This is a genomic window from Nonomuraea sp. NPDC048892, from assembly GCF_040649735.1.
GTDB classification, from domain to species: domain Bacteria; phylum Actinomycetota; class Actinomycetes; order Streptosporangiales; family Streptosporangiaceae; genus Nonomuraea; species Nonomuraea maheshkhaliensis.
Genome location: NZ_JBEZFZ010000003.1, coordinates 312,636 through 338,145, shown reverse-complemented (window position 1 = coordinate 338,145; position 25,510 = coordinate 312,636). Strand labels below are relative to the sequence as shown.

Here is a 25,510-nt window from a genome sequence, read left to right as displayed (position 1 = left end):
GGAAGGAGGCTTTTCGGGACTGGGCTCCCGGGGCTGGGCCTTCTCGTGCCGGTCAGCCGGCGATGACGGCCCAGACGACCTTGTGCGAGCCGCCGGGGGAGAGCCACCCCCACGTCGTGCAGAGGGCGTCCACGAGCCGCAGCCCGCGCCCGTACTCGGAGAACACGTCGGGCGCCGAGGTCACGGGGACGGTCCGGCTGCGGTCGGTCACCACGCACGCGAGCTGCGCCTCGTGCGAGACCAGCCGTAACTGCGCGGCGCCGCCGCCGTGCCGCATCGCGTTGGTCACCAGCTCGGAGACCACCAGCTGGGTGTCGAAGGCCAGGTCGAGCGCGCCCCAGGAGCCGAGCGTCTGGTCGACGAAGCGCCGCGCCATGGCCACGCAGGCGGGTTCGAGAGCGGTGCGCTGGTGGAAGGGGAAGACGGCATCACACTCCCCGGCGCGTCCTTCCACCAGAATGGGCGACAGCCATCCTGGTGGCCGGGTGCCGGTGGCGGCTTGCGGCCGAGCGTCGAAAGTCGTCATCCTGGCCCCCGAAGCGCGGTCTGGTGATCCAATGCCCATCTTTACGGGGAGCGCTTACCGATGCAAGACTTTTCATAGTTTACGGATGCGAATCGCATCTGCACGTGCAGATGACCTAGGAGCGGTGCAGTGAGCGCACAGAGCGCGGAAGGGCAGCTTCTCCGCCATTCGCCGGGAAGCCCGACAGTGCTGCGGATCCTGCTCGGGACCCAACTGCGCAGGCTCCGTACGGAGCAGGGTATCTCGCGCGAGGACGCCGGATACTCGATTCGCGCATCTCACGCGAAGATCAGCCGGCTGGAGCTCGGCCAGGTCAGCTTCAAGCAGCGCGACGTGGCCGACCTGCTGACCCTCTACGGCGTCACCGACCCGGCCGAGCGCGAGCCCCTGCTCGCCCTGGCCAAGCAGGCCAACGCCCCTGGCTGGTGGCACCAGTACGGCGACCTGCTGCCCTCCTGGTTCGAGGTCTACATCGGTCTGGAGGGGGCCGCGTCCAGCATCCGTACGTACGAGAACCAGTTCGTCCCCGGCCTGCTGCAGACCCCCGCCTACGCCAGGGCGGTGATCGAGCTGGCCCACGAGAAGGCGTCCAGGGCCGAGCTGGACCGCCGGGTGACGCTGCGCACGACGCGGCAGAAGCGGCTGGAGAGCGGCCTGACGATCTGGGCGGTGATCGACGAGGCCGTCGTGCGCCGCACCCTGGGCGGCCCGGAGACGATGCGCGGGCAGATCGCCCACCTGCTCGACCTGACGGCCGAGCGGAACATCACGGTGCAGATCATGCCGTTCGACCGCGGCGGTCACGCGGCGGCCGGCGGGCCGTTCAGCATCCTGCGCTTCCCCGAGCGGGAGCTGCCCGACGTCGTCTACATGGAGCAGCTCACCAGCGCCCTCTACCTGGACAAACCCGCCGACTCCGACCAGTACATGGAGGTCATGGACCGGCTCAGCATCCAGGCGGAGGAGCCGAAGGCGACCAGGCGCTTCCTGGAGCGGCTCATCTCTGGATGAGTTCCCGTATATCCCTGTGATCCACTCCATACCGTGATTTTTGGTCGTCCGGTATATGGAGTTCTTCGTGCTGCCGTATTGTCAGCTCGCAAACGCGGATGCACGTGCATCCGTAAGATCGCGAGGAGCCGTCCCCATGCATGAGTTCCACAACGGAACGTCCGCCGGCCGCCTTCCCGTCGTCTGGCGCAAGAGCAAGCGGAGCAATCCGAACGGGAACTGCGTCGAGGTCGCGAACCTGCCCACCGGGGAGATCGCCATGCGCAACTCACGCTTCCCCGAAGGGCCCGCCCTGGTCTACACCCAGGCGGAAATCACCGCGTTCGTCCTGGGGGCCAAGGACGGGGAGTTCGACGACCTCATCGTCTGACGCGGCCACGCCGTCGCTGGTTACGGTCGTATCGGCAACGGGTTTCGGTCACGGAGTCTGTGACGGCGGTTCGTTGTGCCAGCGCCACCGTGTCAGGCGCGGACGTCCGGGAAGTTCGGCGCGGCCCGTGGCCCACAGCAGCGTGGCCCATGGCTCGGTGTCGCGCGGGGCATCGGGGAAGAGCCGGTTCAGCACCCGCGCGCAGATCTCTCCGGGCGGATTCCAGCCGAGCCCCAGGCCCTGAGCCAGGTCGTGGGTGTGCACCAGGGTCTCCACCAGGCCCATCGCGGCCGAGGACTCAGCGTCCGCCGGCCCGAAGACGTGGTGGGCGCGCGCGTGTGGAGGCGCCGTGCGCACCATCGCGCTCAGCAGCGCGCCGCTCGACTGCAGCACCTGCATCAGCCCGCTGACGCCCGAGGCCCGGTCGGCGTGCACGGAGTTGCGCGGCCCGCCGGAGCGGCGGCTCTGGGCGGCGAAGGGGATGTAGACGTCCAGCGGCCCCGTGGTGAGGCCGAGCTGGACGGCGTAGGCGAACAGGTCGTCGGCCAGGTGCTCGGCGGTCTCCCAGCAGGTCCATTCGAGGTCGCCCGCCTTGGCGTTCCAGGCGGGCTCGGTGGTGTCCGCGAGGACTGCGACGGCCAGACGCACGATCTCGTCCAGGTCGTCCGCGGTCACTGGTGCGGTATCAGATGCCGACATGTCAGGCACCCTAGCGGCACGCCCCACTCGACCCGTGGCGAGCCGAAGCCCGGGGCGACGACCCATGAATGAGCCCATGAATGAGCCCGCCGGGAACGACCCTGGAAATGACTTCGGACCGCGGCTGGCGCCCGCGGTCCGTTTCATGTGCCACCCCCGGTAGAGCCGGGGGTTTCTGACTGTGGTCGCCTGATCAGGCAGTTGTCCCGACCGGGTTCGCCAGAGCCTGCGCTTGGCTGGCCAGGCTCTGGTTCATCGGGACAACTGCGTGATCACGCGATGGTGACGCTGCCGGGTGTGTCAGGCGGCGGAGATGCCGGCGCTGGCCGCGCGGCGCATGCGACGGCGACGCTCGCTCGCCCGCTCGTCCTCGTTGAGACCGCCCCACGTGCCGTACTTCTCCGGCCGGGAGAGCGCGTAATCAAGGCACTCGTTGCGGACAGGGCACTGGGCGCAGATCGCCTTGGCCTTCCGCTCTCGTACGTCACGCTCGGGCTGCCGCTCCCCGTCGGGGCCGAAGAAGAGCACGAGGTCCTCACCCCGGCACGCGGCATCATCCTGCCAACCCCAGCTGGGGCGCGGGCGGGCGAGCTGCCGACGTACCTGAGACATGAGAAAACCACCTTCGTGAGAGGTATTTCGGTAATTGAGCCGCATTGGACGCTTTTGGCGTCACTGTTCCAACGCAACGTAGGGCCGTGATGTTCCCTGCTCAGGCGAGAGCGGGCGTGGCGTACCGCACAGGCGTGAGCCTGTCCAGCGAAACCAGCCGGTAGGTGGTGATCGTCTCGGCGCAAGCCGAAGCGGTGCCACACGGCGCCGTGAACGCCGATGGCTCGACCACAACCTGGAGCCGGACGTCGCCGATGCGCACAATGGCTTCGGTGACGTCGCCGTCCGTCCTGGAGGATTCCACGGCCACCGCGCCGACGGAGCACTCTCCCGTATGGGCTCGGGCGAAGTGCTCGACGGCCTGCAATGGCTCAGGGATGCCTGCGCGTCCCCGGTAGCGGTCGAGAATGACCTCGCCCGACCGGTACGCGTTAGCCGCTGCCAACGCAGCAGCCTGAGACATGCTGCCGTAGAAAATTCCGTGTGGCAAGCACACGAGGTTGGCGGCGTACCGATCGCCGCCAACGTGTGACGTTTCCCATACTCTGTCCGGCAGGTTTTCCGCCAGTGACCGAGCGAGGGGTAGTCCAATGCGGGCGCAGCACACATTGCGCTTGGCGTGCGTGCAGACCAGAAATACCGGCTCGTCTTCAAGTATGCAGGACTCCGGGACCACTCCCGCCACCAGCGCGTCCAGGTCAAGATCGTCGGGACCTGCGACGACACCCGAGGCCAGCCAGGGGTTCGGCCCCGCCGCGTAGGCCACTAGCACACGGATCCCCTGCTCCTGCGGGCGGGTTCGCCTCCCGGGACGGCGGATCAGCTGGGGCCGGATACCGCGTTCGAGCGCCCGGCGGACGAGTTCTGAGATTTTTCCCGGAAGTTCGAGCGTTTCCAGGCGCGAAGGCCAGGCTCTGGTGTATTCGATGAGCAGCCACAGCCTGGCTCCCACGGTGGCACTCGCCAGCGTGGGCACCTCCCCTGTGTGGCATCCCGCCGGATGCTCGCAGCCCCTCGCCAACGTGCCTGTCCTTTCCCCGATCCGACTTAGGTAAGACTAACCTAACGGATCGGATGGGTCAGGCGGACGAGATTCGATCGAGTACGGCCCGTGTCGCCGGCAGGGCGCGGTCCCTGTCCCTCCGGACCAGGCCGATCCTGGTCCGCCTGTCGAGCAGGTCGCCCTCGTCGAGCGCCCCCTCGTGCAGCGCCGACCAGAGCAGGTCGCCCTCGGTGAGGCCGAGCCCGACCTCCTCCTGGTGCTCCTTGACGAGCTGCTGCACGGCCGCGGCCTCCGCGCCGTAGCGCTCGGCCAGGCGCGCCGGCGCCCCTGACGGCACCGGGCCCGCGCCCGCGAGCGGGATCTTGCGGGTACGGCACCGCCCGGCCCGGAGGTTCCCGTACGAGATCGCTCGATCCACCGCGTCCTCGGCCATGCGCCGATATGTCGTCAGTTTGCCTCCCACGACGGTCACCACGCCGCCGTCCGTGAGCACCGCGTGCCTCCTGGACAGGTCGGCCGTCCGCCCGTCGGCCGCCAGAAGCGGCCTGAGGCCCGCGTAGACGCCCGCGACCGCCTCTCTGGTCACCGGAGCCTCAAGAACCCCGTTCAGCACCTCCAGGAGCGCTCTGACGTCCTTCTCGGGCGCCTCGGGCACGTCGGGGATCGGCCCCTCCAGCGGCTCGTCCGTGAGCCCGACGTGGACGCGGCCGTCGCGCTGCGGCAGCACGAGCGCGAACCGGTTGCTCTCACCGGGGATCGGCAGGTGCATGCCCGCGATCTGCCCCGGCAGCGTGCCAGGTTCGAGCACCAGGTGCGTGCCGCGGGACGGGCGCAGCTCCACCGCCGGGTCGAGGGTGCCCGCCCACACCCCGGTGGCGTTGATCACCACCCTGGCCCGGATCGTGAACTCCTCGCCGGTCAGCTCGTCGCGCACGTCCGCGCCCGTACCGGTCAGCCGCAGCGCCCGGCACCTGGTCAGCACCCGGGCGCCGTGCCCGGCGGCGGTCCGCGCGATCGCCACCACCAGGCGGGCGTCGTCGAGCAGCCGCCCGTCCCACGACAGCAGCGCGCCGCGCAGCCCGTCGGAGGCCAGCACGGGCGACAGTGTGCGGGCGCGGGCCGCGCTCAGTCGGGAAGGGCCCGGCAGGAGCCGGCGGGAGGTGCGCGCGGCGGCCCGCAGCCCGTCGCCCATCCGGTAGCTGGCCATCACCAGCGCCGCCTGCCTGCGCGACACCGCCCGGGTCAGCGGCAGCATGTACGGGTGCGCCTTCACCAGGTGCGGAGCCGTCCTGCGGAGCAGGATCCCGCGCTCGACCGCGCTCTCGTACGCGACGTCCACCTGACCCTTGGCCAGGTAGCGCAGCCCGCCGTGCGCCATCTTGGAGCTCCATCTGGACGTGCCGAAAGCCAGGTCGTGCGCGTCGATCGCCGCTACGCTCAACCCCCGTGAGGCGGCATCGAGCGCGGCGCCCGCGCCCGTCGCGCCCAGCCCCACCACCAGCACGTCCACCCGTTCCTCGGCGACCCGGCGCAGCTCACGGGATCGTCTGGCGGCGTTCAGCGAGCTATCCAAGGTAGGCCTCCAGCAGGGCGGCGAGCTCGTCGTCGAGCTCGTCGAGCGTCACGGGGTCGAGCATGGTCGGGGCGGACAGCAGGAACGACTGGGCGACCAGCAGCACCGCCCTGGCCCTGCGCGCGTCGCCGACGACCGGCTCCAGCACCTCCAGCACCGCCTCGTGGGTGGCACCGCGCCGGTCGAGCAGATACGGCACGAGCAGTTCAGGGTCCGCCTCCACGATCTTGCGCCACAGCGGGTGCCCGCGCAGCCCCCTGACGCCCGCCACGACCGCGCGTACCGGGTCGGAGGTGTCCAGCCCCTCGACCACCCGTACCCATTCCCTGGTCATCACATCGGCCACCAGCGTGCGCACGTCGGGCCAGCGGCGGTAGAGCGTCATCCGCGACACCCCGGCCCTGCGCGCCACGTCCGTGAGCGTCGTCCTGCGCACGCCGTAGGCGAGCACGCAGTCGCGGGCCGCGTCCAGAACCTCATCGTTGTGACGAATCGACGTCATGTGTCACAGTGTATGCGTGACTGGAGAACCGATGTCGTGGTCCGGCTGGGGCGACCCCGCCCAGGCGCGCGAGCTGCCCGAGAGCGTCCGGGGGCTGCTGCGTGACCTGCTCGGCGTACGCGCGCCCGCCACCCCCGCCGCCGGCTTGGAGTCGGTGCGGCTCGCGCCGGTCGCTCTCCCCGAGCCGCTGCTCAAGGCGCTCGCGGAGATCGCCGGAGCCGCGAACGTGCGGACCGGCCACGAGGACCGGGTCAGGCACACGCGTGGCAAGTCCACCCCAGACCTGCTGCTCATGCGCGCCGGCGACGGCTCGGCCGCGCCCGACGCGGTGGTGCTGCCCGGCTCGCACGAGGAGGTGGCCGAGCTGCTGCGGCTCTGCTCGCAGGAGCGGATCGCGGTCGTGCCCTTCGGCGGCGGCACCTCGGTGGTCGGCGGGCTCGCCGCCGAGCGCCCGTCCGAGCGCCCCGCTGAGCGCCCCGCCGAGCGCGCCGCCGCGGGGTCCGGTTTCGCCGGGGTGATCGCGCTCGACCTGGGGCGGCTCGACCGGCTGCGGTCGGTGGACGCCGAGTCGATGGTGGCCGAGTTCGAGCCAGGGGTGCGGGCTCCCGACGCCGAGCGGCTGCTGGCCGGGCACGGGCTGACGCTCGGACACTTCCCCCAGTCGTACGAGTACGCCACGCTCGGCGGGTTCGCCGCGGCCCGATCCAGCGGGCAGGCCTCCGCCGGGTACGGCCGCTTCGACGACATGGTCGTCGGTCTCACCCTGGCCACCCCGTCGGGCACGCTCGACCTCGGCCGGGCGCCCAAGTCGGCGGCCGGGCCCGACCTGCGCCAGCTCGTGCTCGGCTCGGAGGGCGCCTTCGGGGTCATCACGTCGCTGCGGCTGCGCGTGCGGCGAGCGCCGGCCGAGCGCCGCTACGAGGGCTGGCGTTTCCCGTCGTTCACGGCCGGCTCGGCCGCCGTACGGGCGCTCGCCCAGGAGGGGCCGCTGCCGGCGGTGCTCCGGCTCTCGGACGAGACCGAGACCCTGATCGGCCTGGCCAAGCCGGACTCGATCGGCTCGGGCGGCTCCGATGGCGCCGGTGGGCCCGACGGCTCGGGCGGCTCCGATGGCGCTGGCGGGTCCGGGTGTCTGCTGATCGCCGGGTATGAGGGGGCGGCGATCGGGGCGCGGCACGCCGCCGCGTCGGCCGTGCTGGCGCGCATGGGCGGTGAGCCGCTCGGGCCTGAGCCGGGGCGGGCGTGGGAGCGCGGCCGCTTCTCCGCGCCGTACCTGCGCGACTCCCTGCTCGCGGCCGGCGCCACCGTGGAGACGCTGGAGACGGCCGGGTTCTGGTCGAACCTGCCCCGGCTCTACGACGCCGTCAGGCTCGCGCTGCTCGGCGCGCTGGGCCCGGCGCACCCGCCGCTCGTCATGTGCCACATCTCGCACGTGTACGAGACCGGCGCCTCGCTGTACTTCACCGTCGTCACCCCGCAGGACGCCGACCCCGTCGCGCAGTGGCAGCGGGCCAAGACGGCGGTGAACGCGGCCATCGTCGAGGCGGGCGGCACCATCACCCACCACCACGGCGTGGGCCGCGACCACCGCGACGCGTACGGCGCCGAGATCGGCCCGCTCGGCTCGGCCGTCCTGCGCGCGGTCAAGGCCGAGCTCGACCCGGCCGGCATCCTCAACCCCGGCGTCCTCATCCCCCCGCCTCCGTAGTCCCGTCCCGCGCCCGTAGCTCGCGTCCGCGGCCCGCGCCCGCCCCCCGCGTCCGCGACCGGCCGCGTCCGGAACCCCGCGCCGGCGACCCGCCTCCGGGCGGGAAGCCGGGGCGGGTCAGTCGGTGCGGGGGATCCGCTCGGCCTCGGCCATGGTGGCGGCGGCCTCGCTGTAGCGGTGCAGGGCTTCCAGGGCCGTGGCCAGGCAGACCAGCGAGAGCACCAGCGGCCCGCCGCCGATCGAGCGGGCGACGGCCACCGCCTCCTGCGCGAGCGGCAGCGCCTCCGTCGCCCGGCCCCATCGCAACTGCAGCCCGGCGGTCGTGCGCAGGCAGCGGGCGAGCAGTTCGGTGTACTCGCCGGGGGACTTTCCCGCCAGCGCCCTGCTCCTGGCGATCGCCTGACTCGCGCTGTCCAGGGCGGCGCTGCCGCTCCAGCGCGGCCGGGTCTGGGCGAATGCCAGCAGACCTACGATGGCGTCCATTTCCGAAGTGCCCTTCCGGGTCGCGTCGTCCGGGCCGTTACGGGTCATGGGAGCCTCCCTGGGCGGTCCCAACCGCTTGCTTGGGGGGTGAGGCTACACCATTGCGCACCTTGTGTGTTCCTTACGGTACGGAGCGTTCAGGATGCGCGAATGGTAGATCACCGTAAAGATGTGGTCATGGTGGAAGTTGCGGCCGAACGAGGAAAGCAGTCGTCGTCCCGGATCTCTGAGGAGGGCGCCGGATGGGCCTGTGCGCAGACGGGGACGTTCGCGCAGCTCAGACCGGACCGCCGTGGTTTTTCCTGGCTCAATTTACGAACGCTCTGGCTCTCGCGCAACGAGATCCTGGCGGGCTTGTTCGGTGATCCTTCAGGACAGGTCCGCGCGCGCTGGGTTGAGGCGCAGGAAGCGCGGGGGATTGACCAGGAATTTCGCATCAAGCCGCCGGTAGGGGGAGATTTCACTTTCCTGTTGCTGGGCGATACGGGTGAGGGAGACGCATCGCAGTACGCCGTTGTTCCGGGCCTGCTGAAAATCGGGGAAAAGACGTCCTTCGCGGTCATCGCCAGCGATGTGATCTATCCGACGGGATCGGGCAACGAATACGGCGACAAGTTCTTCCGTCCGTACCAGGCCTATGACGCCCCGATCTACGCCATCCCCGGCAACCACGACTGGTACGACGGGCTCGGCGGCTTCATGCGGGTCTTCTGCGACGCGCCGCCGCTGAAGCCGAAGCCGGACCGGGGGCTGCGCGGGCTGCTGTGGCGCAAGCCGGAGACGATCGACGAGGCCGCTCTGGCCGAGGCGCGCACGCTGCGGGGCAGGCCGTCGCAGCAGGCGAGCCCGCCGGCGGCGCAGCCGGGACCGTACTGGGTGATCGAGAGCGACAGCCTGCTCGTCGTGGGCGTCGACACCGGCATCCGCAACGTGATCGACCGGGCCCAGACCGAGTGGCTGCGGCGCGTCTCGCGCGACCCGCGGCCGAAGATCCTCGTCACCGGCAAGCCGATCTACACCGGCAACGTCTACAAGCCGTCGCGGCTGGAGGGCGGCGGGACGATCGACGACATCGTGCGCGACCCGGCGCACCGGTACGTCGCGGCCATCGGCGGCGACGTGCACAACTACCAGCGCTACCCGGTCAGGCTGGACGACGGCAGGGTGATCCAGTACGTCGTGACGGGCGGCGGCGGCGCGTTCATGCACGCCACTCACATCATCGGCCGGGTGGACGTGGCCGGCGTGCACGAGGACGACTTCAGGTGCTACCCGCTGCGCGGCGACTCGCTGTCCTTCTACAGCCAGCTCTACGCCAAGCGGCTGCGGATGAGGTGGCTCTACCTGACGCCGTCCGAGGCGGCCTGCATCACGTCGGAGCACGTCGGGAACGAGCCGGTCAGGACCATGGCCGGGCCCGTGCGGATCACCCAGCGGATGCGGTGGGCGGCCCGGCTGCTCGGGGCCTGGCCGTGGCCGCTGCGGCTGCCGGTGGACAAGGTGTTCCACCGGTTCCTGTCCGAGCTGTCCGACTGGGACACGCCGCCGTTCTTCAAGCAGTTCCTGCACGTCACGGTGACCGGTGAAGAGCTCACCCTGCGGTGCTTCGGGGCCACGGGGTGCCTGGGGCAGGAGCTGGACCCGCCGCTGGAGGACGAGGTGCGCATCCCGCTGACCGTCTGATGGGCACCTGACGGGCACGCGACGGGCACGCGACGGGCACGCGACGGGCACGCGACGGGCACCTGGCGGGCACCTGGCGGGCACCTGGCGGGCTTTCTGTCGGAGGCGTTTGGCACTCTTGACCTCGTGCACGTCGTGGTCGCGGGGGAGAGGCTGCTGCCGGTCGGGGACACGTCGGGGCTTCCCGCCGACGGTCCCCCCAGCGGGATGGCCGAAGCCGTGCGTGAGATCGAGGCGGCCCAGGGGCCCCGGTGGGTGTGGGCCGACACGCGGGAGGCGTACCCGCCGCTGCTGGAGAGCGGCGTGCGGGTGGCACGCTGCCACGACCTCGCCCTCACCGAGGGGCTGCTGCTGGCCGCCGAGGGCCGCTACGGCGAGCCCAGCTCGGCCAGGGCCGCCCACGCCAGGCTGCACGGCCTGCCCGTGCCGGATGAGCAGCCGAACGCGCCCGGCACGCTGTTCGCGCCCGAGCCGCTCGGCGCGGAGGCGGTGGCCGAGGTGCTGGCCGGCCAGCTCGCCAGGATCGCGGCGCTGCCCGAGCCGGGCAGATTCCGGCTGCTGGTGGCGGCCGAGTCGGCGGGCGCGCTGGTGGCGGCCGAGATGACGCAGGCGGGCATGCCCTGGCGCCGCGACGTGCACGACGCGTTGCTGACCGAGCTGCTCGGGCCGCGTCCCGTCCACGGCATGCGCCCGGCCAAGCTGCAGGCGCTGGCCGGCGAGGTGGCGGCGGCGTTCGGCCAGCCGGTCAACCCCGACTCGGTGCAGCAGCTGGTCAAGGCGTTCAAGGGCGCGGGGGTGGAGCTGAAGACGACCAGGTCGTGGGAGCTGAAGCGGATCGACCATCCGGCGGTCACGCCGCTGCTGGCCTACAAGGAGCTGGCGCGGCTGTTCAGCGCGCACGGGTGGGCGTGGGCCGACCAGTGGGTGCGCGGCGGGCGGTTCAGGCCCGAATACGTGGTGGGCGGGGTCGTGTCCGGGCGGTGGGCCACCAGCGGGGGAGGGGCGCTGCAGATCCCCAAGGTGATGCGGCGCGTGGTGATGGCCGACGAAGGCTGGGTGCTCGTCGTCGCCGACGCGGCGCAGCTGGAGCCCAGGGTGCTCGCCGCGATGGCCGGCGACGTGGGGCTGGCCAGGGCGGCGGGCGAGATCGACCTCTACTCCGCGCTGGCGCAGGCGTTCGGGGGCGAGCGCGACAACGCCAAGATCGCGATGCTCTCCGCCATGTACGGCGGCACCAGCGGCGACGCCTCCAAACTGCTGGCCGTGATGCGCCAGCGCTTCCCGAAGGCGTACCAGTTCGTGGAGGACGCGGCGAAGGCCGGGGAGGAGGGCCGGATCGTCCGCTCCTGGCTGGGCCGCACCAGCCCGCCGCCGTCGGCGCGGTGGAAGGAGCTGGTGTCCGGGCCCGAGGGCGGGCGCGCGGCCAGAGACAGGGGGCGCTTCACCCGCAACTTCGTGGTGCAGGGCACGGCGGCGGAGTGGGCCCTGGCGCTGCTGGCGGTGCTGCGGGGGCGGCTGCCCGAGCCGGCCAGGCTGGTGTTCTTCCAGCATGACGAGGTGATGGTGCACTGCCCGGCGGAGCAGGCGGCGGAGGTGATGGCGGCGGTGACCGAGTCCGCGGCCGAGGCGAGCCGGCTGCTGTTCGGGCAGACGCCGGTACGGTTCCCGATGGAGGCGGTGGCGGTCTCCTCCTACGCGGACGCCAAATAACCCCCGGGTGGGGTCAGGCGGGATCGGGGGCAGGGCGGCGCCAGACGGCGGTGAGCCACAGGCCTGCGGCGGCGACCATGATGCCCACGACCAGGCCCAGCATGCCGTAGCCCAGCATGCCGACGATCGCCCCGGCGACGATCGTCCCGGTGGCGCCGCAGACGTTCATGAGCAGGTCCGACAGGCCCTGGACCGCGGGGCGGCCCTCCAGCGGGACCGACTCCGAGACCAGCGCGGAGCCGGCCACCAGGCCGCAGGACCAGCCGAGGCCGAGCAGCACCAGCGCCGCCGTGACCTGCCACACCCGGTGCCCGGCCGTGCCGGCCAGCGCGGCGGCGCTCAGCAGCAGCGCCATGCCGAGCACCAGCACCGGCACCTTGCCCGCCTTGTCGGCCAGCCAGCCGACGACGGGCGACAGCACGTACATGCCGGCGATGTGCAGGCTGATCACGAGGCCGATGACGTCCAGGTTCGAGCCGTCGTGGTGAAGTTTGACCGGAGTCATGGACATGACGGAGACCATCGCCGTGTGGCTGACCGCGATCATGACCAGGGCGCGGCGGGCCATCGGGGTCGTGCGCAGGGTCAGCCACGCGGTCCTGATCGTCCGGTTACGGCCGGGCCCCGGGTCGCCGGTGCCGTTCAGCTCGCGGGCCAGCTTGAGCGGGTCGGGGCGGAGGAAGCCGATGACGACGACGAGCGCCAGCGCGAAGGCCAGCGCCGCGAACGCGAACGGCCCCGCCTTCTCCACCAGCCCGAGCCGCATGCCGATCTGGTCGGCGGGCTTGGCCAGGTTCGGACCGGCCACGGAGCCGATCGTGGAGGCCCAGACGACCAGTGACAGGTGCCGGGCCGAGCGGTCCTTGGGCGACAGGTCCGTGGCGGAGTAGCGGGAGGCCAGGCTGGCCGCGCTGCCGCCGCCCACCAGGACCAGCCCGGCCAGCAGCAGCGGCCACGCGCGCAGGCTGATCGCCAGCACCGAGATCGCGCACCCGGCCAGCGCCGCCAGGTACGCCAGCGACAGCCCCGCCCGGCGCCCGCCCTGACCCGACGCCCTGGCCGTGGGCAGGGCCAGCAGCGCCGCGCCGAGCACGGTGGCCGTGCCGGCGAAGCCGCTGATCACCGTGGAGCCGGACAGTTCGTCGACGACGACCGAGCTGAGCGCGAGCCCGACGGCCACCCCCACCCCGCCCACGATCTGCGCCGCCGAGAGCACCATCAGGGTGCGCCGCTGGACGCGGGTGATCCGGTCAGTTGAGGAGACTGCGGGCTTCGTGGGGGCACTCGTCACCCGTGAAGTCTCGCATAACCCCTAACATCGCCCCAAAAAGGACGGTGAATGAATTTCTATCGGGAAAGCGGCATTTTTCGTTAGAAAACGGTGACGGGGTCACCCGTGGCGAGCCGGCCGGGCCCGTCCGGGATCAGGTTGACGCCGAACCAGACCTTCCCCTCCCATCGGCGGAACCGGGCCAGCGTCCTGATGGGCTCCACGCCCTTGGTGAACGTGGAGGTGTCGACCGTGGTCATCACGCAGCGGTCGCACCGCTTGGTCACCCGGAACTCCACCTCGCCGATGCGCAGCCGCTTCCACTCGTCCTCGGCGAACGGCTCCGTCACCCCGTCGATCGCCCCGTCGATCACGACGTTCGGCCGGAACCGGCGCATGGGCAGCGGCGCGGGCGGCTCCTCGCCCCGCTCCAGGGCCGTCTCGGCGATCCAGTCGTTGAGCCGGGCGAGCGAGGCGGCCGAGGTGAGCAGCAGGGGATAGCCGTCGGCCAGGCTCACCCGGTCGCCGGGGCGGCCGTAGGCGGGATTGACGGGGCGCCGCGTGGGGTCGTCCAGCCACTTGAGCCGGACCGGCCGCCCCACCAGCGCGCTCAGCCACTCCGCCGCCGCGTCGCCGCAGTCGGTCAGCTCGACCCGGGTGGCCCACACCTGCACGGTGGAACGCCACGTGGCGGGCGAGACCGGAAGCGGCGGAGCGTGCGGCCCCGTCAGGGTGAGCGCGTCGCCGTCGAGGCGGGCGACGCAGGCCAGCAGGCGCGGCTCCACGCGGGCGGTGAGGACCTCGCCGTTCGCGCCGGTGACGAGGTAGCGCCGGTCGCCCGCCAGGCCCCACGGCTCCACCTCGGCCGTGGTGACCTCATGTCCGGCCGTGGACTTGACGGGATAGAAGGAGATGCTCGCCAGCCTCATACGGCCGACCGTATCGGACCTGCCCCGGCGGTTTCCGGCGTGACCGGAACCCGGCGGTGCAGCGCCGCGGCGAGCACCACGGCGGCCAGGGCCACCACCCCGATCGCCGCGCCGATCCAGGCCACCGAGGCGTAGCCGAGGCCCGCCCCGATGGCCAGGCCGCCCAGCCAGGGGCCCACGGTGATGCCGACGTTGAAGGCGGAGACGTTCACCGCCGCGGCCAGCGTGGGGGCGTTCCTGGCCAGGGCGAAGGGGCGGGCGTTCAGCGCGGGGTTGGTGCCGAAGCCGAACGCGCCGAGCAGGAAGATCAGCGGGATGGCGATCAGGGCCGTGGTCGCGGAGGCGGCCAGGGCGGCCGAGGTCAGGATGACGCCGGTGATGCCGGCGTACAGGAGGGGGAAGGGGCGGGCGTCGGCGATCCGGCCGCCGATGGTGATGCCGATCAGCGAGCCCACGCCGTACAGGGCGAGGACGGCGGGCACCCAGGCGGCGTCCAGGCCGGTGGTGCTGATGAGCAGGGCGCTCAGGTAGCTGAACGAGGCCAGGAGAGCGGCCGTGGTGATGGCGGTGGTCGCGTACGCCAGCCAGAGCGCGGGCCGGGCCAGCACCCGCAACTCGGCGACGATCCCGGAGGCCGGGCCGGGAGCGGCATCAGAGGCGTCGTTGTGAGCGGCGTCCGAAACCGTGCCGGGAGCCGTGCCCGGAGCGGCGCCCGGCGTCGCGGGCTGCTTCGTGGCGGGCTGCGGGCGGCCGCCCGGGATGGTGACGAAGACGCCGATTCCGGCCAGGGCCGACATCGCGGCGACCGTCCAGAAGGCCGCCCGCCAGCCCAGGTGCTGGCCGATCATCGTCCCGGCGGACAGGCCGAGCACGGTCGCCACCGTCAGCCCGCCGGCCAGCACGCTCATCGCCTTGGCCCGGGCGTTGACGGGCACCAGGCCGATCGCGGTGCTCGCCGCCACGGCCCAGAAGCCCGCGTACACGAAGGCTCCTGCAACGCGGGTGGCGAACAGCACGCCGTAGCTCGACGTCAGCGCGGCGACGACGTGGGTGAGCACGAAGATCGCGGTGAACGCCAGCAGCACCGTACGGCGCGGCCAGCGCGAGGTGGCGATGGCCAGCACCGGCGCGCCCACCAGCATCCCCAACGCGAACGCCGAGATCAGCAGCCCCGCCTCCGGCACGGAGACGCCCAGATCCTCGGACAGCACGGGGATCAGCCCGGCCAGCATCAGCTCGGACGTGCCCTGGGCGAAGATGGAGAGTCCCAGGATGTAGACCGCCAACGGCATGGCGACCTCCTCAATTTTAGATTGATCAGTACAAAACAAGGGCAGCAGAAAATCAGATCGCGCCCAGCGCGACGTTCGCGATCGACTCGAGCGCGGCCCGGCTCGCCCCGCCCCTGTTGGCCACTCCCAGGCCGTTGATCGTGGCGGTGACGAAGTGGGCCAGGGCCAGCGGGTCCTTGTCAGCGCCGATCTCGCCGCGCAGCCGGGCGGTCTCGAGGGCGGACCTGATGGCCTGGACCCGGAGGTCGGTGTCGCGGCGCAGCAGGTCGGCGATGTGCGGGTCGTGCGGGGCCAGCTCGACCAGCGTGTTGATCACCAGGCAGCCGGCCGGTTCGTCGGGGTCGGGGTCGACCGACCACCACAGCAGCGTCTTGATCTTCTCCTTGACCGGCACTTCGCTCGCCATCAGCTCGGCGAACTCCGCGTTGCGCCAGCCCGTGTAGTGCCGCAGCGCCTTCTCGAACAGGTCGTGCTTGCTCGCGAAGGTGTTGTAGATGCTGCTGCGCCCGAGGCCGGTCGCGGCGCACAGGTCTTGTGTCGAGGTGGCCTCGTAGCCCGCGTCCCAGAACGCGCGCATGGCCGCCTCGACCGCCCGTGTCTCCTCGAACTTCCTCGGTCGTGCCACGAGAGGCACGCTACCCGTTTTGGAATGGTCAGTGCAATACGTCAGGCCTGCCGGAACGTGTTCAGGAACACCTCACGGGTGCCGGCCTGGTCGTCCCACTTGAGCTCGGGCAGATCGAACGTGATCTTGAACGCGGCCTTCTTGTCGATCGAGACGTACCTGGTCAGCGCGTGCATGGGGACACCGCTGGGCGTGGTGTAGGTGTACTCCCAGTCGGCGGCCTGCCAGTCGCGGTAGTCCACGCTCTGGAGCTGCACCTGGATGTAGCTCTCCAGCCCGCCGTCCGCCTCCTGCCGGCCCAGCGCCGTCAGCCCGCCGTCGGACTGCGGCGTGGCCTTCTCCACGACGATCCGCATCCCGGAGTCCTTCGGCCCGGTGAAGGTGGACCTGTCGCCGTCGTCGCCAGGCTTCCAGCTCGCGGGCGCGGCGGCGGCGAAACCGGCGCCCGTGTGCATCGTGTACCCCTCGGGCGCGCTGGACGGCCCCTCGTCCGCCTTCAGGGGCGAGACGCCCGACGTGGCGGCGCCCGTGGCGACGGCGGTCGTCGCGGGGGGCGCCGTCGGCGATCCGCCGGTCAGGATGATCAGCACGGCGCCCGTCACGACGGTCAGCGCCAGCAGGGAGCCGATGATCGTCAGCGGGGTGGGCCGGCCGTCGCGCACCCAGGGGCCGTCGTCCTCGTCGCTCCTGCGCCGGCTCTTGCCCGCGCGCGGGGTGGCGCTGGGCAGCGTGGTCAGGCGGTCGCGGCCGATGTCGCGCGACAGGCCGCGCGACTGCTCGCGCAGGTCGTCGGGCGAGGCCAGCGGCCAGGGGGTGGCGCCGGAGGTACGGCTGTCGCTGGTCAGCGGCAGGATCGGCTGGGGACGCGGCCAGGCCGGGCTGTCCAGGTCGTCGTCCGGGTGCCGGCCCTGCCTGGGTCCGGGGGGAGCGCCGAAGGGCATCCCGGCCGGGCCCGACGTGCTCGCGAGCGAGTCGTACGGGCCGGAGGAGCTCGCGAAGGAGTCGTACGAGTTGCTCGCCAGGGAGTCGTACGGGCCCGAGTTGCTTGCCAAGGAGTCGTAGGGGCCGGAGGAGCTCGCCAGGGAGTCGTACCCGCCCGAGTTGCTCGCGAGCGAGTCGTACGTGCCGGGACGCGGGCCGGAAGGGGCGCCGGGGGCGCCGGGCGTGCGCGGCAACTGCGGCAGCTGGTCGGTACGGTGGCCGGCCGACGGGCTCGTCAGACCCTCGTAGGGCGGCATCGAGTAGCCGCCGGACGGGTTGCCCTGCGGGTCGTACGGCACGCGTACCGGACCCGAGGGCGTCTCCACGATCCGTGAGGGCATCGGCCCCGACGGGGTCTCCAGCGGCGGCAGCAGCCCCGCGGGAGTGGGGTCGGACTGGCTGGGCAGCGTCTCCGGCGCACGGGGGCGCGGGGCGCCGTGCGCGCGCAGCACCGCCTCCAGCATCTCGATGACCTGGGCCGAGGTCAGCCGTCGCGCCGGGTCCTTGAGCAGCAGCCCCTCGATCACCGGCAGCAGCGAGCCGGCCCGCTGCGGCGTGATCGGGTCCTGGGTGAGCACGGAGCCGAGCACCGCGACCGGGTCGGGCCCCTCGTAGGGCGGGCGGCCCTCGACTGCGGCGTACAGGGTGGCGCCGAACGACCACAGGTCTGCCGCCTGCGTGATCGGCTGGCCGGACAGGCGCTCAGGCGGGATGTACGCGGGCGAGCCCATGAGCAGCCCGGTCTGCGTGATCGTGACGTCGCCCTCGATGGCCGCGATGCCGAAGTCGGTCAGCACCACCCGGTCCGAGGTGAGCAGCACGTTGCCCGGCTTGATGTCGCGGTGCAGGATCCCGGCGGCGTGCGCGTGCCGCACCGCGTCGAGCACCCGGATGCCGATCTCGGCGGCCTGGATCACCGGCAGCGGCCCGCTCTGGCGTACGGCCTGCTCCAGGGACCAGGCCCGGACCAGCTCCATCACGATCCAGGGGCGGCCGTCCTCCTCGACGACGTCGTGAACGGTCACGATGCCGGGATGCGTCAGCCGCGCGGCCGACCTGGCCTCGCGCAGCATGCGCCGGTGGGCGACCTGCTTGCCGGCGTGGTCGAGACCGTAGGGGAGGATCAGCTCCTTGACCGCCACGTCCCGGTCGAGCAGCACGTCATGAGCGTGCCACACCATGCCCATGCCGCCTCTGCCGACGGGCGACATCAGTCGGTAGCGCCTGCCGATCAGGCGTCCCTGGCTCTGCGAAGCGCCCCCCGTGGCACCTCCCTCTGAGCCGGGCCCGCTGAGCAAGCGGTCGGCTGCCATGTTCCCGCCCCCATCTCGCCTCATCCGTCACGTGCGTTTCCACGCTACTTGCAGATTATGAGGATGGTTACGATATCGGCGGCGAATGCGCAAGGGAAGGTGATGTTGCCTTACATGAGTTCCGACGTGGTGATATGTCGGATATCAAAAAGGATCACTTAATCGCCTCGGCCAGCGCGTGCAGCGCGCTGGTGAACGCCTCCACCGGCGGCTCGACCAGCCCCGCCCCGACCTGCCCCGTCCCGGCGACCCGGCCCGCGATTCCCGTGTTGACCACGGGCAGCAGGCCCGTCCGCGCCACGAGGGTGACGTCGATGCCGACCGGCGTGCCGCGGAAACCGAGGCCGGGAATCTGGAAGGCGGGATGTTCGGCCAGCGTGATCTCGTACATGGAACGGGTGGCCCGCACCGCGGCCGCCACCTCGCCGCCGACGAACCGCACGATCGCCGGTGACGCCGCCATCGCGAACCCGCCCACCCCCGACGTCTCCGTGATCGTGGAGTCGCCGATGTCCGGGTTGGCGTCGGCGGGGCCGTACGAGCCGAGGTAGAGCCCGTCGGGCACGCCCGCGGGCCCGGTGAACCAGCGCCCGCCCAGCCCCGACACCTGGATGCCGAAGTCGGTGCCGTTCCGCGCCATGGCGACGACCAGGGACGAGCCGGGGACGTCGCGGGCCGCGTCCGTGGCCGCCTTGGCCGCGGCCATGCCGGCGTTGAGGAAGAAGTGGTCGTTGCCGTGGATGAAGCGGAGCACCGCCGCGGCGTCGGACGGGGCGGCCTCGACCACGGCGGGGGCCAGCTCGCGCAGCAGCAGCGAGGTGGCGGCGCGGTTGCGGTTGTGCAGATCGTCGCCCATCTGCAGGGCCTGCGCCATCAGCCAGCGCAGGTCGATCGGGCCCGTACGCTCAAGCGCGCCCGCCAGTGACGGGCCGAGCACCGCGTCCATCCAGCGCAGCCGCTCCAGCACCTCGGGCCCGTACGCGCCGTAACGCAGGACCTTGCCCAGGCCCTCGTTCAGCGAGCAGTACGCGGTGCCGCCGTGCTCGTCGTCGCGTACCTCGAACAGCCACATGGACGGGCTCACCACGCCCGCCATCGGGCCGACGGCGGCGTGCTCGTGGCACGGGCGGAGCTCGACCGCGCCCGCCGCGAGCCGGTCGGCGGCGTCGCGCTCGTCGGCCGCCAGGTCCTCCAGCAGCATCGCGCCGATCAGCGCGCCGCGCATCGGGCCCGACGCGCGCTCCCAGGTGATCGGCGGGCCCGCGTGCAGGAACACGCCCTCGCCGAGCACCTCGGACGCGCGCCGCACGCCCACCAGGTGCGGGCGGGCGGAGACGAGCCGGGCCACGGCCCGCTCGTTCGCCTCGTGCCTGCGCGGGTCGGCCAGCGCCGTGGCCAGGTCTTCCGCGGTGCCGGGCAGCGGCGGGCGCCAGGCGACCGGCGTCGTCGGCACGGCCTGCGCCCGCAGCGCCTCGTCCAGCAGCCCCGCGCCGACGGTGATCACCCGGGGCGGGGCGTCGAGCAAAGAGGTCAAAGGAGGCTCCTGGCGTGGCGGGCGGCCTGGGCGTTGGACAGGAAGACGGCCGCGCCCGCCTCGCGGAAGGCGCCCGCCTGGCGGTGCAGGTCCTGCGGATCGCCCTCGGTGCCGATCAGGGCGACCACGACGGTGGCGGGGCTGCGGGCGATCGGATGGGCGAGCGAGGCGGCCGGATCGGGGTCGGCGCCGTGGCCCAGGACGACGTCCATGAGCACCACGTCCGTCGCCTCGGCCCGCCCCAGCGCCTCCACGCGCAGCGCGGGATCGATCATCGGATGCGCCCTGCCCCTGGTGTAGGCGTCATCACCGAAGTCGACGAAGTCACCGGAGTCCCCGGCGCCGGCCACCGCCGCGGCCTCCACGCTCAGGGTGCCGCCGGCGTACAGACCCTTGATCCGTTCCGGTGTGGCCCGGCCGCCGCGCCAGGCGGGCCAGGACGGCCACTCGGGGACGGGCCGGCCGAGCGCGCGCAGCGCCTGCTCGGCCGCCTCCGTCAGATCGGGCGCGCCCGGCCCGAGCAGGGCCCGCACCACGGGCGTGCGCAGCGGCAACTCCTCGATGGCCCGCGCCACCTCGGGGGCAGGCGGCTTGGAGATCAGCACGATCAGCTCGGTGCCCGGGTCGTCGTCGAGCAGGCGCAGCGCCCGCCGCGCCGACAGCCCGCCCACCTCGGCCGACAGGTCCCTGCCGCCCACGCCGAGCACGTGGCTCACGCCGGTGCCGGCCCGGTCGAGCAGGCACGTCACCTGCTGCGCGCCGGTGCCCGACGCGGCGACCACGCCGACGGGGCCGGGCGTCAGGACGTTCGCGAAGCCCAGGCCCGCGCCCGCGATCACGGAGGTGCCGCAGTCGGGGCCCATGACCAGGACGTCTTTCGCCTCGGCCCACTCCTTGAGCAGGCGCTCCCGCTCGACGGGGACGCCGTCGCTGAAGATCATCACGTTCAGGCCGGCCTCGACGGCGTCGAGGGCCTCGAAGAAGGCGTACTCGCCCGGGGTCGAGACCAGGACGAGATCGGCGGGGCCGCGCGCGGCGGCCGAGCGGGTGGTCAGCGGCGGCTGCTCGTCGGAGGTCTCCCCGGGCCGGGGCGCCGCGGTCAGCTGCCGGTCGGCCTCCTCGACCGCCGCGTCCGTGTCGCGCGCCCGTACGGCGATCACGAGGTCGCCCGGCTCCGCCTCCGGCACGCCGAAGCCCATCTCCCGCAGGATTGACACGTTGAGCTCGGTCGCCATGGCGACCATGGCCGCGTGCACGCCGGGCAGCTCCGACAGCGCCCGGCTGACCCGCATCAGCGTCACCGAGTCGTGGTAGGTCCCTCTCCGTACGAGCACCGCCTGGGGCAGGCCGTTCATCGGGCCCCGCTCAGCGACCGCACGGCCCGCACGCCGATCGCGACGCCCTGGGCCAGGTCGGCGCCCGAGGTGTGGCCGAGCCGGTGCAGCCGGCGCAGGGCCGGTTCGAGCGCCTGTCTGCCCGCGATGCCGCGCAGCACCGCGATCACCTCGGGGCTGGCCTCGCCCCTGGCCGCGCAGTGCAGGAGCGTGGCGGACAGCGGCGTCGTCCGCGTCCGCGCGTCGAACGTGACGGTCGCCGCCAGCCAGCCGGCCAGCCACACCGGCCGCTCGGCCCGCGCAGCTCGGCCCAGGTGCCGCAGCGTCACCAGCAGCCCGGCCAGCACGTCGTCGCCGCTAGGCGTCAGCCCCGGCCCGAGCCCGACCAGCCGCTCCGCCGCCGTCACCGCGCCCAGCAGCCAGCCCTTGGCGCAGCTGTCGGCGAGCAGCTCCACCGCCTCGTCGCCGGCCAGCCCGGCGCCCGGCGGATCGGCCAGTGCGGCCTCCGCGTCCGCCAGGCGGGCCGGATCGAGCCGTCCCAGAGGCGGGGCGGGATCCCACCATCGCCGTACGCTCAGGCTCAGCGGCCCCAGATCGATCGTGCGGTCGCCCACCGTCGCCTCGTCACCCACCGTGAGATGGGGCAGCGGCGTCGACAGCAGCACGGAATTGGGCAGCCGGGTGGCCTCGCCGGTGATCACGGCGATCACGGACGGCTCCAGATCGGTCCTGACCTCCAGGTACACGCCCGCGGGGAACGCGGCCAGCACCCGGGCCGGGCGCCGCTGGGACTCGAGGACAGGGCGCACCGCCGTACTGGCCGCGCCGGACACGTGGACGCGGGTACGCCGAGCATGAGTACTGACGGTCACCAGACCTCCCAACCGACCTTGGTCCTGACCGTAGAACGGCCGGTGAACCCTCCGTACGGGTAAATTTGCCAACAGTCAGCGGGAAGGTTGGCTCTTCCTGACAGACCGCTTGTGGGTTCACAATCTCTGCATGGAGCCCCCCGTCCGTCTCGCCAGCACCGGCACGATCATCCACGGCGTGTCCGTCGGCGAGGTGCTCGGCGTGTCCACCCTCGCCGACGCCCGGCTGATCGCGGGGGAGAGCGGGCTGGGCCGCATCGTGCAGCGGCTCAACGTCATGGAAGTGCCCGACATCCTGGCCTGGGTCAAACCGCACGAGCTGCTGCTCACCACCGGCTACCCGCTGCGCAACACCCCCCAGTCGCTCGGCCGGCTGGTCGCCGACCTGGACGAGCGCGGCCTGGCCGCGCTGGCCATCAAACTCGGCCGGTACGTGGACGAACTGCCCGACGAGATGGTCGAGCAGGCCGACCGGCTCGGCTTCCCCCTCATCCTGCTGCCGAACGACGTCGGCTTCGACGACATCCTCAACCAGGTGCTGACCGACATCCTCAACCGCCAGGCCGCCGTGCTGGCCAGGGCGGAGGAGGCCCACCGGGCGCTGGTGCAGGTGGTGCTGGCCGGGGGCGGGCTGAACGAGGTCGCCGCCGAGGTGGCCCAGCTGCTCGACGTGTCGGTGGCGGCCGTGGACGGCTCGGGCGGCGTGCTGGCCACCGCCGGGGCCGCCGAGCACGTGAAGGTGCTGCGCGAGTCGATCTCCCGCGAGGGCCCGCCGCTCTCGCCCGCGGGCGGCCGGGTGCGCTCTTTCGCCTCGGTGCCCGTCCTGGCCGGCGGCCACCACCACGGCAGGATCGTCGCTTACAGCCCGTCGGGGGCGATCAGCACCAGCGACGTCGGCATCCTGGAACGTGCCGCCACCGTCGCCGCGCTCGTCGTCACCCGGCAGGAGGCGGTCAACGCCGTCGAGAGCAAGTACCGGGCCGACTTCCTGCGCGACGTGCTCACCGGCCGGGCCGGCACCGCCGAGCGGATCACGGCCAGGGCCAGGGCGTTCGGCTGGGACCTGGCGCGTACGGTGACCGTCCTGGTGGCCGAGCTGGACCCGGACGGCGACGAGCGCAGTGCCCAGGACCGGCTGGTGTCCTGCTGGACGGCCGCGATCAGGCGGCACGACCCGCGCGGCGCGGTGGCCGGGTTCTCCCACGAGGTGGTGGCCGTGGTGGACGCCGGCATCGACGCCGCCAGGGTGGCCAAGGACGCCGCCTCGGCCTTCGCCGACGTGCCGCCCGCCACCTTCTCCACCGGCACCTCCCGGCCCAGCCCCGGGGCGGCGACGCTGCCGGAGGCGTACTCGCAGGCGCTCAAGGCGGCCAGGGTCGGCCGGCAGCTGCACGGGCCCGGAGCCGTTGCCCACTTCGACCAGCTCGGCGTGTACCGGCTGCTGTCGCTGGTCAACGACACCGACGAACTGCACGCGTTCGTACGGGAGACGCTCGGGCCGCTGGCCTCCGACGACGACGCCGAGAACGCCGACCTGCGGCGCACCCTCCAGGTGCTGCTGGAGACCAACCTGAACGTGGCCGAGACGGCGCGGCGGCTGCACTTCCACTACAACACGCTCCGCTACCGGATCGGCAAGCTGGAACGGCTGCTCGGCAACTTCACCGACGACCCCCACCTGCGGCTCAACCTGACCCTGGCGCTGCACGTGCTGCGCATGCGGGGCATCTAGCCTGCGTCTAGGCTGGGGCGTCGTGGACTTCGAACTGCGCTCTGACTACATCCCGCTGTGCGACCTGCTGAAGTACTGCGGGATCACGGAGACGGGCGGCATGGCCAAACACCTCATCGCCGAGGGGATGGTCTCGGTGGACGGGGAAGTCGAGCTGCGCAAGCGAGCCAAGATCCGGGCGGGGCAGGTCGTGAGCGGGGAAGGCTTCTCGATCCGGGTGGAGTGAACGCGGCGGACATCGGGCGCGCCGGAAACGCACCGAGCGGGCAGCCCGGCGTACTGGAACTGAACGCGCACCCCTTATTGTGCTCTCCGACATGAGTCAGGGAGACGAATCCGCTGGTCAGGCGGGAGATCGGGGTGCGGGCGTGGCGTTCGGGTGGAAGGTGCACGGCGATGGGAAGCGCCTGACGCCGGGTGAGGTGGTCAAGCCGGACGAGCGCCTGAGCTGGCCCAGGATGGTCGGGATCGGGGCGCAGCACGTCATCGCCATGTTCGGCGCGACCTTCGTGTTCCCGCTCGTCATGGGGCTCGACGCCAACCTGGCCGTGATGATGTCCGGCGTGGCGACGATCCTGTTCCTGCTGATCGTGAAGGGCAAGATCCCGAGCTACGTGGGGTCGAGCGCGTCCTTCGTCGGGGCCGTGGTGGCGATCAGGGCGGCCGGGGGCGGCGACGCGACCGTCACCGGGGCGCTGCTGGTCGTGGGCGTCGTGCTGGCCCTGTGCGGGTACGCGATCCACCGGCTGGGCGTGGGCGTGATCCACCGGGTCTTCCCGCCGATCGTCACCGGCGGCGTGGTGATGCTGATCGGGTTCGGGATGGCGTACGTGGCGGCGGACGTCTACTGGCCCAAGGACCCGTGGGTGGCGCTGCTGACGATGGCGGCCACGTTTGTGTTCATCGGGGTGTTCCGCGGCTTCCTGGGCCGGATCGGGGTGCTGCTCGGGCTCGTGTTCGGGTTCGTGCTGTCGTGGGGATGGGACCTCGTCGGCGGCCGGATCCTGGCGCCGGACGACAGCGGGCGGGTCACCGAGCACTTCCGGGTGAACCTGGAGGGCGTCGCGCAGGCCGACTGGATCGGGCTGCCGTCGCTGCACGGGCCCGTGTTCGAGGTGTCGGCGATCGTGCTGGTTCTGCCCGTGGTGATCGCGCTGATCGCCGAGAACGTGGGGCACGTCAAGGCCGTGGGGGAGATGACCGGGGCCGACGTGGACGCCTACATGGGGCGGGCGGTCATGGCCGACGGTGTCGGCACGGTCGTGGCCACGTCCGTCGGCGGTCCCGCGACCACGACGTACGCTGAGAACATCGGGGTCATGGCGGCCACCCGGGTGTACTCGACGGCCGCCTACTACATCGCGGCCGTCATCGCGATCCTGTTCGGGCTCTGTCCCAAGTTCGGGGCGCTCGTCGCGGCGACCCCCGGCGGTGTGCTGGGCGGCGTCACGACCATCCTGTACGGCATGATCGGCCTGCTCGGCGCCAAGATCTGGATCGAGAACCGGGTGAACCTGTCGGACCCGGTCAATCTGGTGCCCGTCGGGGCCGGGATCATCTGCGCCATCGGGCCCGTCGCGCTGCCGATCACCGGCACGTTCGCGCTGAGCGGGATCGCGCTGGGCACCATCGTGCTGCTGGCCGGGTACCACCTGCTGCGCGTCACCCGCCGGCAGGACGACCGCCAGTAGGCCGGTCCCCCGCGTGTCGGTCCCCCACACGCCACCGCGAGCCCCTGCGAGCCCCCC

At 72.2% G+C, this 25,510-nt stretch carries 23 protein-coding genes; 8 read left to right on the top strand and 15 right to left on the bottom strand.

The genetic code is table 11. The features are described from left to right. Positions 1 to 52 precede the first annotated feature (52 nt). Entirely contained in the window at positions 53 to 526 is a 474-nt protein-coding gene (locus AB0C28_RS11255; protein WP_357844444.1) for an ATP-binding protein, read from the bottom strand. A gap of 129 nt (positions 527 to 655) precedes the next feature. On the opposite strand from AB0C28_RS11255, the gene AB0C28_RS11250 reads away from it, so the two are divergent. Continuing rightward, the gene (locus AB0C28_RS11250; RefSeq protein WP_357844447.1) at positions 656 to 1,537 is read left to right on the top strand and encodes a helix-turn-helix transcriptional regulator; all 882 of its coding nucleotides are present in this window, start codon (positions 656 to 658) and stop codon (positions 1,535 to 1,537) included. Between the two features lie 136 nt (positions 1,538 to 1,673). After that, a complete protein-coding gene (locus tag AB0C28_RS11245) occupies positions 1,674 to 1,907 on the top strand; it encodes a DUF397 domain-containing protein (protein WP_106234268.1) in 234 nt (77 codons plus the stop codon). Positions 1,908 to 1,955: 48 nt separating this feature from the next. On the opposite strand, the gene AB0C28_RS11240 is transcribed toward AB0C28_RS11245, so the two are convergent. From AB0C28_RS11240 to AB0C28_RS11220, 5 genes are all read right to left on the bottom strand, one after another. After that, a complete protein-coding gene (locus tag AB0C28_RS11240) occupies positions 1,956 to 2,606 on the bottom strand; it encodes a maleylpyruvate isomerase N-terminal domain-containing protein (RefSeq protein ID WP_357844451.1) in 651 nt (216 codons plus the stop codon). Between the two features lie 300 nt (positions 2,607 to 2,906). Next, positions 2,907 to 3,218 (bottom strand): WhiB family transcriptional regulator, encoded by a 312-nt coding sequence (locus AB0C28_RS11235; RefSeq protein ID WP_080036407.1) that lies wholly within the window; start codon positions 3,216 to 3,218, stop codon positions 2,907 to 2,909. 100 nt (positions 3,219 to 3,318) lie between these two features. Continuing rightward, positions 3,319 to 4,194, bottom strand: a complete 876-nt coding sequence (locus AB0C28_RS11230) for a sucrase ferredoxin (RefSeq protein ID WP_358073763.1) — start codon at positions 4,192 to 4,194, stop codon at positions 3,319 to 3,321. 103 nt (positions 4,195 to 4,297) lie between these two features. Then, on the bottom strand, positions 4,298 to 5,794 hold the full coding sequence (locus AB0C28_RS11225; protein ID WP_358073760.1) for a glycerol-3-phosphate dehydrogenase/oxidase: 1,497 nt from the start codon (positions 5,792 to 5,794) through the stop codon (positions 4,298 to 4,300). Continuing rightward, positions 5,787 to 6,296, bottom strand: coding sequence for a TetR/AcrR family transcriptional regulator (locus tag AB0C28_RS11220; protein ID WP_357844460.1), 510 nt, complete (start codon positions 6,294 to 6,296; stop codon positions 5,787 to 5,789). The genes AB0C28_RS11225 and AB0C28_RS11220 overlap by 8 nt, the downstream gene beginning before the upstream one ends. Positions 6,297 to 6,327: 31 nt before the next feature. Here AB0C28_RS11220 and AB0C28_RS11215 point away from each other — a divergent pair, with 31 nt between their 5' ends. Beyond that, positions 6,328 to 8,004: an FAD-binding oxidoreductase gene (locus tag AB0C28_RS11215; protein WP_358074417.1), complete on the top strand. Its 1,677-nt coding sequence runs from the start codon at positions 6,328 to 6,330 to the stop codon at positions 8,002 to 8,004. 117 nt (positions 8,005 to 8,121) lie between these two features. Here AB0C28_RS11215 and AB0C28_RS11210 read toward each other — a convergent pair whose 3' ends face one another. Further along, positions 8,122 to 8,535, bottom strand: a complete 414-nt coding sequence (locus AB0C28_RS11210; protein ID WP_357844463.1) for a tetratricopeptide repeat protein — start codon at positions 8,533 to 8,535, stop codon at positions 8,122 to 8,124. Positions 8,536 to 8,958: 423 nt separating this feature from the next. Here AB0C28_RS11210 and AB0C28_RS11205 point away from each other — a divergent pair, with 423 nt between their 5' ends. Beyond that, positions 8,959 to 10,170, top strand: a complete 1,212-nt coding sequence (locus tag AB0C28_RS11205; RefSeq protein WP_357844466.1) for a metallophosphoesterase — start codon at positions 8,959 to 8,961, stop codon at positions 10,168 to 10,170. 207 nt (positions 10,171 to 10,377) lie between these two features. Then, positions 10,378 to 11,880 carry a bifunctional 3'-5' exonuclease/DNA polymerase gene (locus tag AB0C28_RS11200; RefSeq protein WP_358074414.1) on the top strand — a complete coding sequence of 501 codons (1,503 nt, stop codon included), beginning with the start codon at positions 10,378 to 10,380 and terminating at the stop codon, positions 11,878 to 11,880. Positions 11,881 to 11,893: 13 nt separating this feature from the next. Here AB0C28_RS11200 and AB0C28_RS11195 read toward each other — a convergent pair whose 3' ends face one another. The 8 genes from AB0C28_RS11195 to AB0C28_RS11160 all read right to left on the bottom strand — a co-directional run bounded on the left by AB0C28_RS11195 (position 11,894) and on the right by AB0C28_RS11160 (position 22,030). After that, positions 11,894 to 13,171 (bottom strand): MFS transporter, encoded by a 1,278-nt coding sequence (locus tag AB0C28_RS11195; RefSeq protein WP_358073757.1) that lies wholly within the window; start codon positions 13,169 to 13,171, stop codon positions 11,894 to 11,896. An 80-nt stretch (positions 13,172 to 13,251) separates the two neighbouring features. Then, entirely contained in the window at positions 13,252 to 14,079 is an 828-nt protein-coding gene (locus tag AB0C28_RS11190; protein WP_357844472.1) for an MOSC N-terminal beta barrel domain-containing protein, read from the bottom strand. Next, entirely contained in the window at positions 14,076 to 15,371 is a 1,296-nt protein-coding gene (locus AB0C28_RS11185; protein WP_358073754.1) for an MFS transporter, read from the bottom strand. The genes AB0C28_RS11190 and AB0C28_RS11185 overlap by 4 nt, the downstream gene beginning before the upstream one ends. A gap of 52 nt (positions 15,372 to 15,423) precedes the next feature. Beyond that, positions 15,424 to 15,996: a TetR/AcrR family transcriptional regulator gene (locus tag AB0C28_RS11180; protein WP_358073751.1), complete on the bottom strand. Its 573-nt coding sequence runs from the start codon at positions 15,994 to 15,996 to the stop codon at positions 15,424 to 15,426. Between the two features lie 41 nt (positions 15,997 to 16,037). Then, complete coding sequence (locus AB0C28_RS11175) at positions 16,038 to 18,188, bottom strand: protein kinase (RefSeq protein WP_358073749.1); 2,151 nt, start codon at positions 18,186 to 18,188, stop codon at positions 16,038 to 16,040. A 256-nt stretch (positions 18,189 to 18,444) separates the two neighbouring features. Then, a complete protein-coding gene (locus AB0C28_RS11170; protein ID WP_358073747.1) occupies positions 18,445 to 19,824 on the bottom strand; it encodes a DUF1116 domain-containing protein in 1,380 nt (459 codons plus the stop codon). Next, positions 19,821 to 21,179, bottom strand: coding sequence for an FdrA family protein (locus AB0C28_RS11165; RefSeq protein ID WP_358073745.1), 1,359 nt, complete (start codon positions 21,177 to 21,179; stop codon positions 19,821 to 19,823). The genes AB0C28_RS11170 and AB0C28_RS11165 overlap by 4 nt, the downstream gene beginning before the upstream one ends. Further along, positions 21,176 to 22,030 carry a DUF2877 domain-containing protein gene (locus AB0C28_RS11160; protein WP_357844489.1) on the bottom strand — a complete coding sequence of 285 codons (855 nt, stop codon included), beginning with the start codon at positions 22,028 to 22,030 and terminating at the stop codon, positions 21,176 to 21,178. Before AB0C28_RS11160 ends, AB0C28_RS11165 begins: the two co-directional genes overlap by 4 nt. A 130-nt stretch (positions 22,031 to 22,160) precedes the next feature. On the opposite strand from AB0C28_RS11160, the gene AB0C28_RS11155 reads away from it, so the two are divergent. From AB0C28_RS11155 to AB0C28_RS11145, 3 genes are all read left to right on the top strand, one after another. After that, positions 22,161 to 23,762, top strand: coding sequence for a PucR family transcriptional regulator ligand-binding domain-containing protein (locus AB0C28_RS11155; protein WP_346111616.1), 1,602 nt, complete (start codon positions 22,161 to 22,163; stop codon positions 23,760 to 23,762). A gap of 22 nt (positions 23,763 to 23,784) precedes the next feature. Further along, complete coding sequence (locus tag AB0C28_RS11150; protein ID WP_357844493.1) at positions 23,785 to 23,988, top strand: RNA-binding S4 domain-containing protein; 204 nt, start codon at positions 23,785 to 23,787, stop codon at positions 23,986 to 23,988. A 142-nt stretch (positions 23,989 to 24,130) separates the two neighbouring features. Beyond that, positions 24,131 to 25,453, top strand: a complete 1,323-nt coding sequence (locus tag AB0C28_RS11145; protein ID WP_357844495.1) for a solute carrier family 23 protein — start codon at positions 24,131 to 24,133, stop codon at positions 25,451 to 25,453. Positions 25,454 to 25,510 lie beyond the last annotated feature (57 nt).

Bases quoted from the DNA above. Each gene is read 5' to 3' on its own strand.
- AB0C28_RS11255 (WP_357844444.1), bottom strand. From the start codon at position 526: ATGACGACTTTCGACGCTCGGCCGCAAGCCGCCACCGGCACCCGGCCA.
- AB0C28_RS11245 (WP_106234268.1), top strand. From the start codon at position 1,674: ATGCATGAGTTCCACAACGGAACGTCCGCCGGCCGCCTTCCCGTCGTC.
- AB0C28_RS11240 (WP_357844451.1), bottom strand. From the start codon at position 2,606: ATGTCGGCATCTGATACCGCACCAGTGACCGCGGACGACCTGGACGAG.
- AB0C28_RS11235 (WP_080036407.1), bottom strand. From the start codon at position 3,218: ATGTCTCAGGTACGTCGGCAGCTCGCCCGCCCGCGCCCCAGCTGGGGT.
- AB0C28_RS11220 (WP_357844460.1), bottom strand. From the start codon at position 6,296: ATGACGTCGATTCGTCACAACGATGAGGTTCTGGACGCGGCCCGCGAC.
- AB0C28_RS11215 (WP_358074417.1), top strand. From the start codon at position 6,328: ATGTCGTGGTCCGGCTGGGGCGACCCCGCCCAGGCGCGCGAGCTGCCC.
- AB0C28_RS11210 (WP_357844463.1), bottom strand. From the start codon at position 8,535: ATGACCCGTAACGGCCCGGACGACGCGACCCGGAAGGGCACTTCGGAA.
- AB0C28_RS11200 (WP_358074414.1), top strand. From the start codon at position 10,378: ATGGCCGAAGCCGTGCGTGAGATCGAGGCGGCCCAGGGGCCCCGGTGG.
- AB0C28_RS11190 (WP_357844472.1), bottom strand. From the start codon at position 14,079: ATGAGGCTGGCGAGCATCTCCTTCTATCCCGTCAAGTCCACGGCCGGA.
- AB0C28_RS11185 (WP_358073754.1), bottom strand. From the start codon at position 15,371: ATGCCGTTGGCGGTCTACATCCTGGGACTCTCCATCTTCGCCCAGGGC.
- AB0C28_RS11175 (WP_358073749.1), bottom strand. From the start codon at position 18,188: ATGTCGCCCGTCGGCAGAGGCGGCATGGGCATGGTGTGGCACGCTCAT.
- AB0C28_RS11165 (WP_358073745.1), bottom strand. From the start codon at position 21,179: ATGAACGGCCTGCCCCAGGCGGTGCTCGTACGGAGAGGGACCTACCAC.
- AB0C28_RS11155 (WP_346111616.1), top strand. From the start codon at position 22,161: ATGGAGCCCCCCGTCCGTCTCGCCAGCACCGGCACGATCATCCACGGC.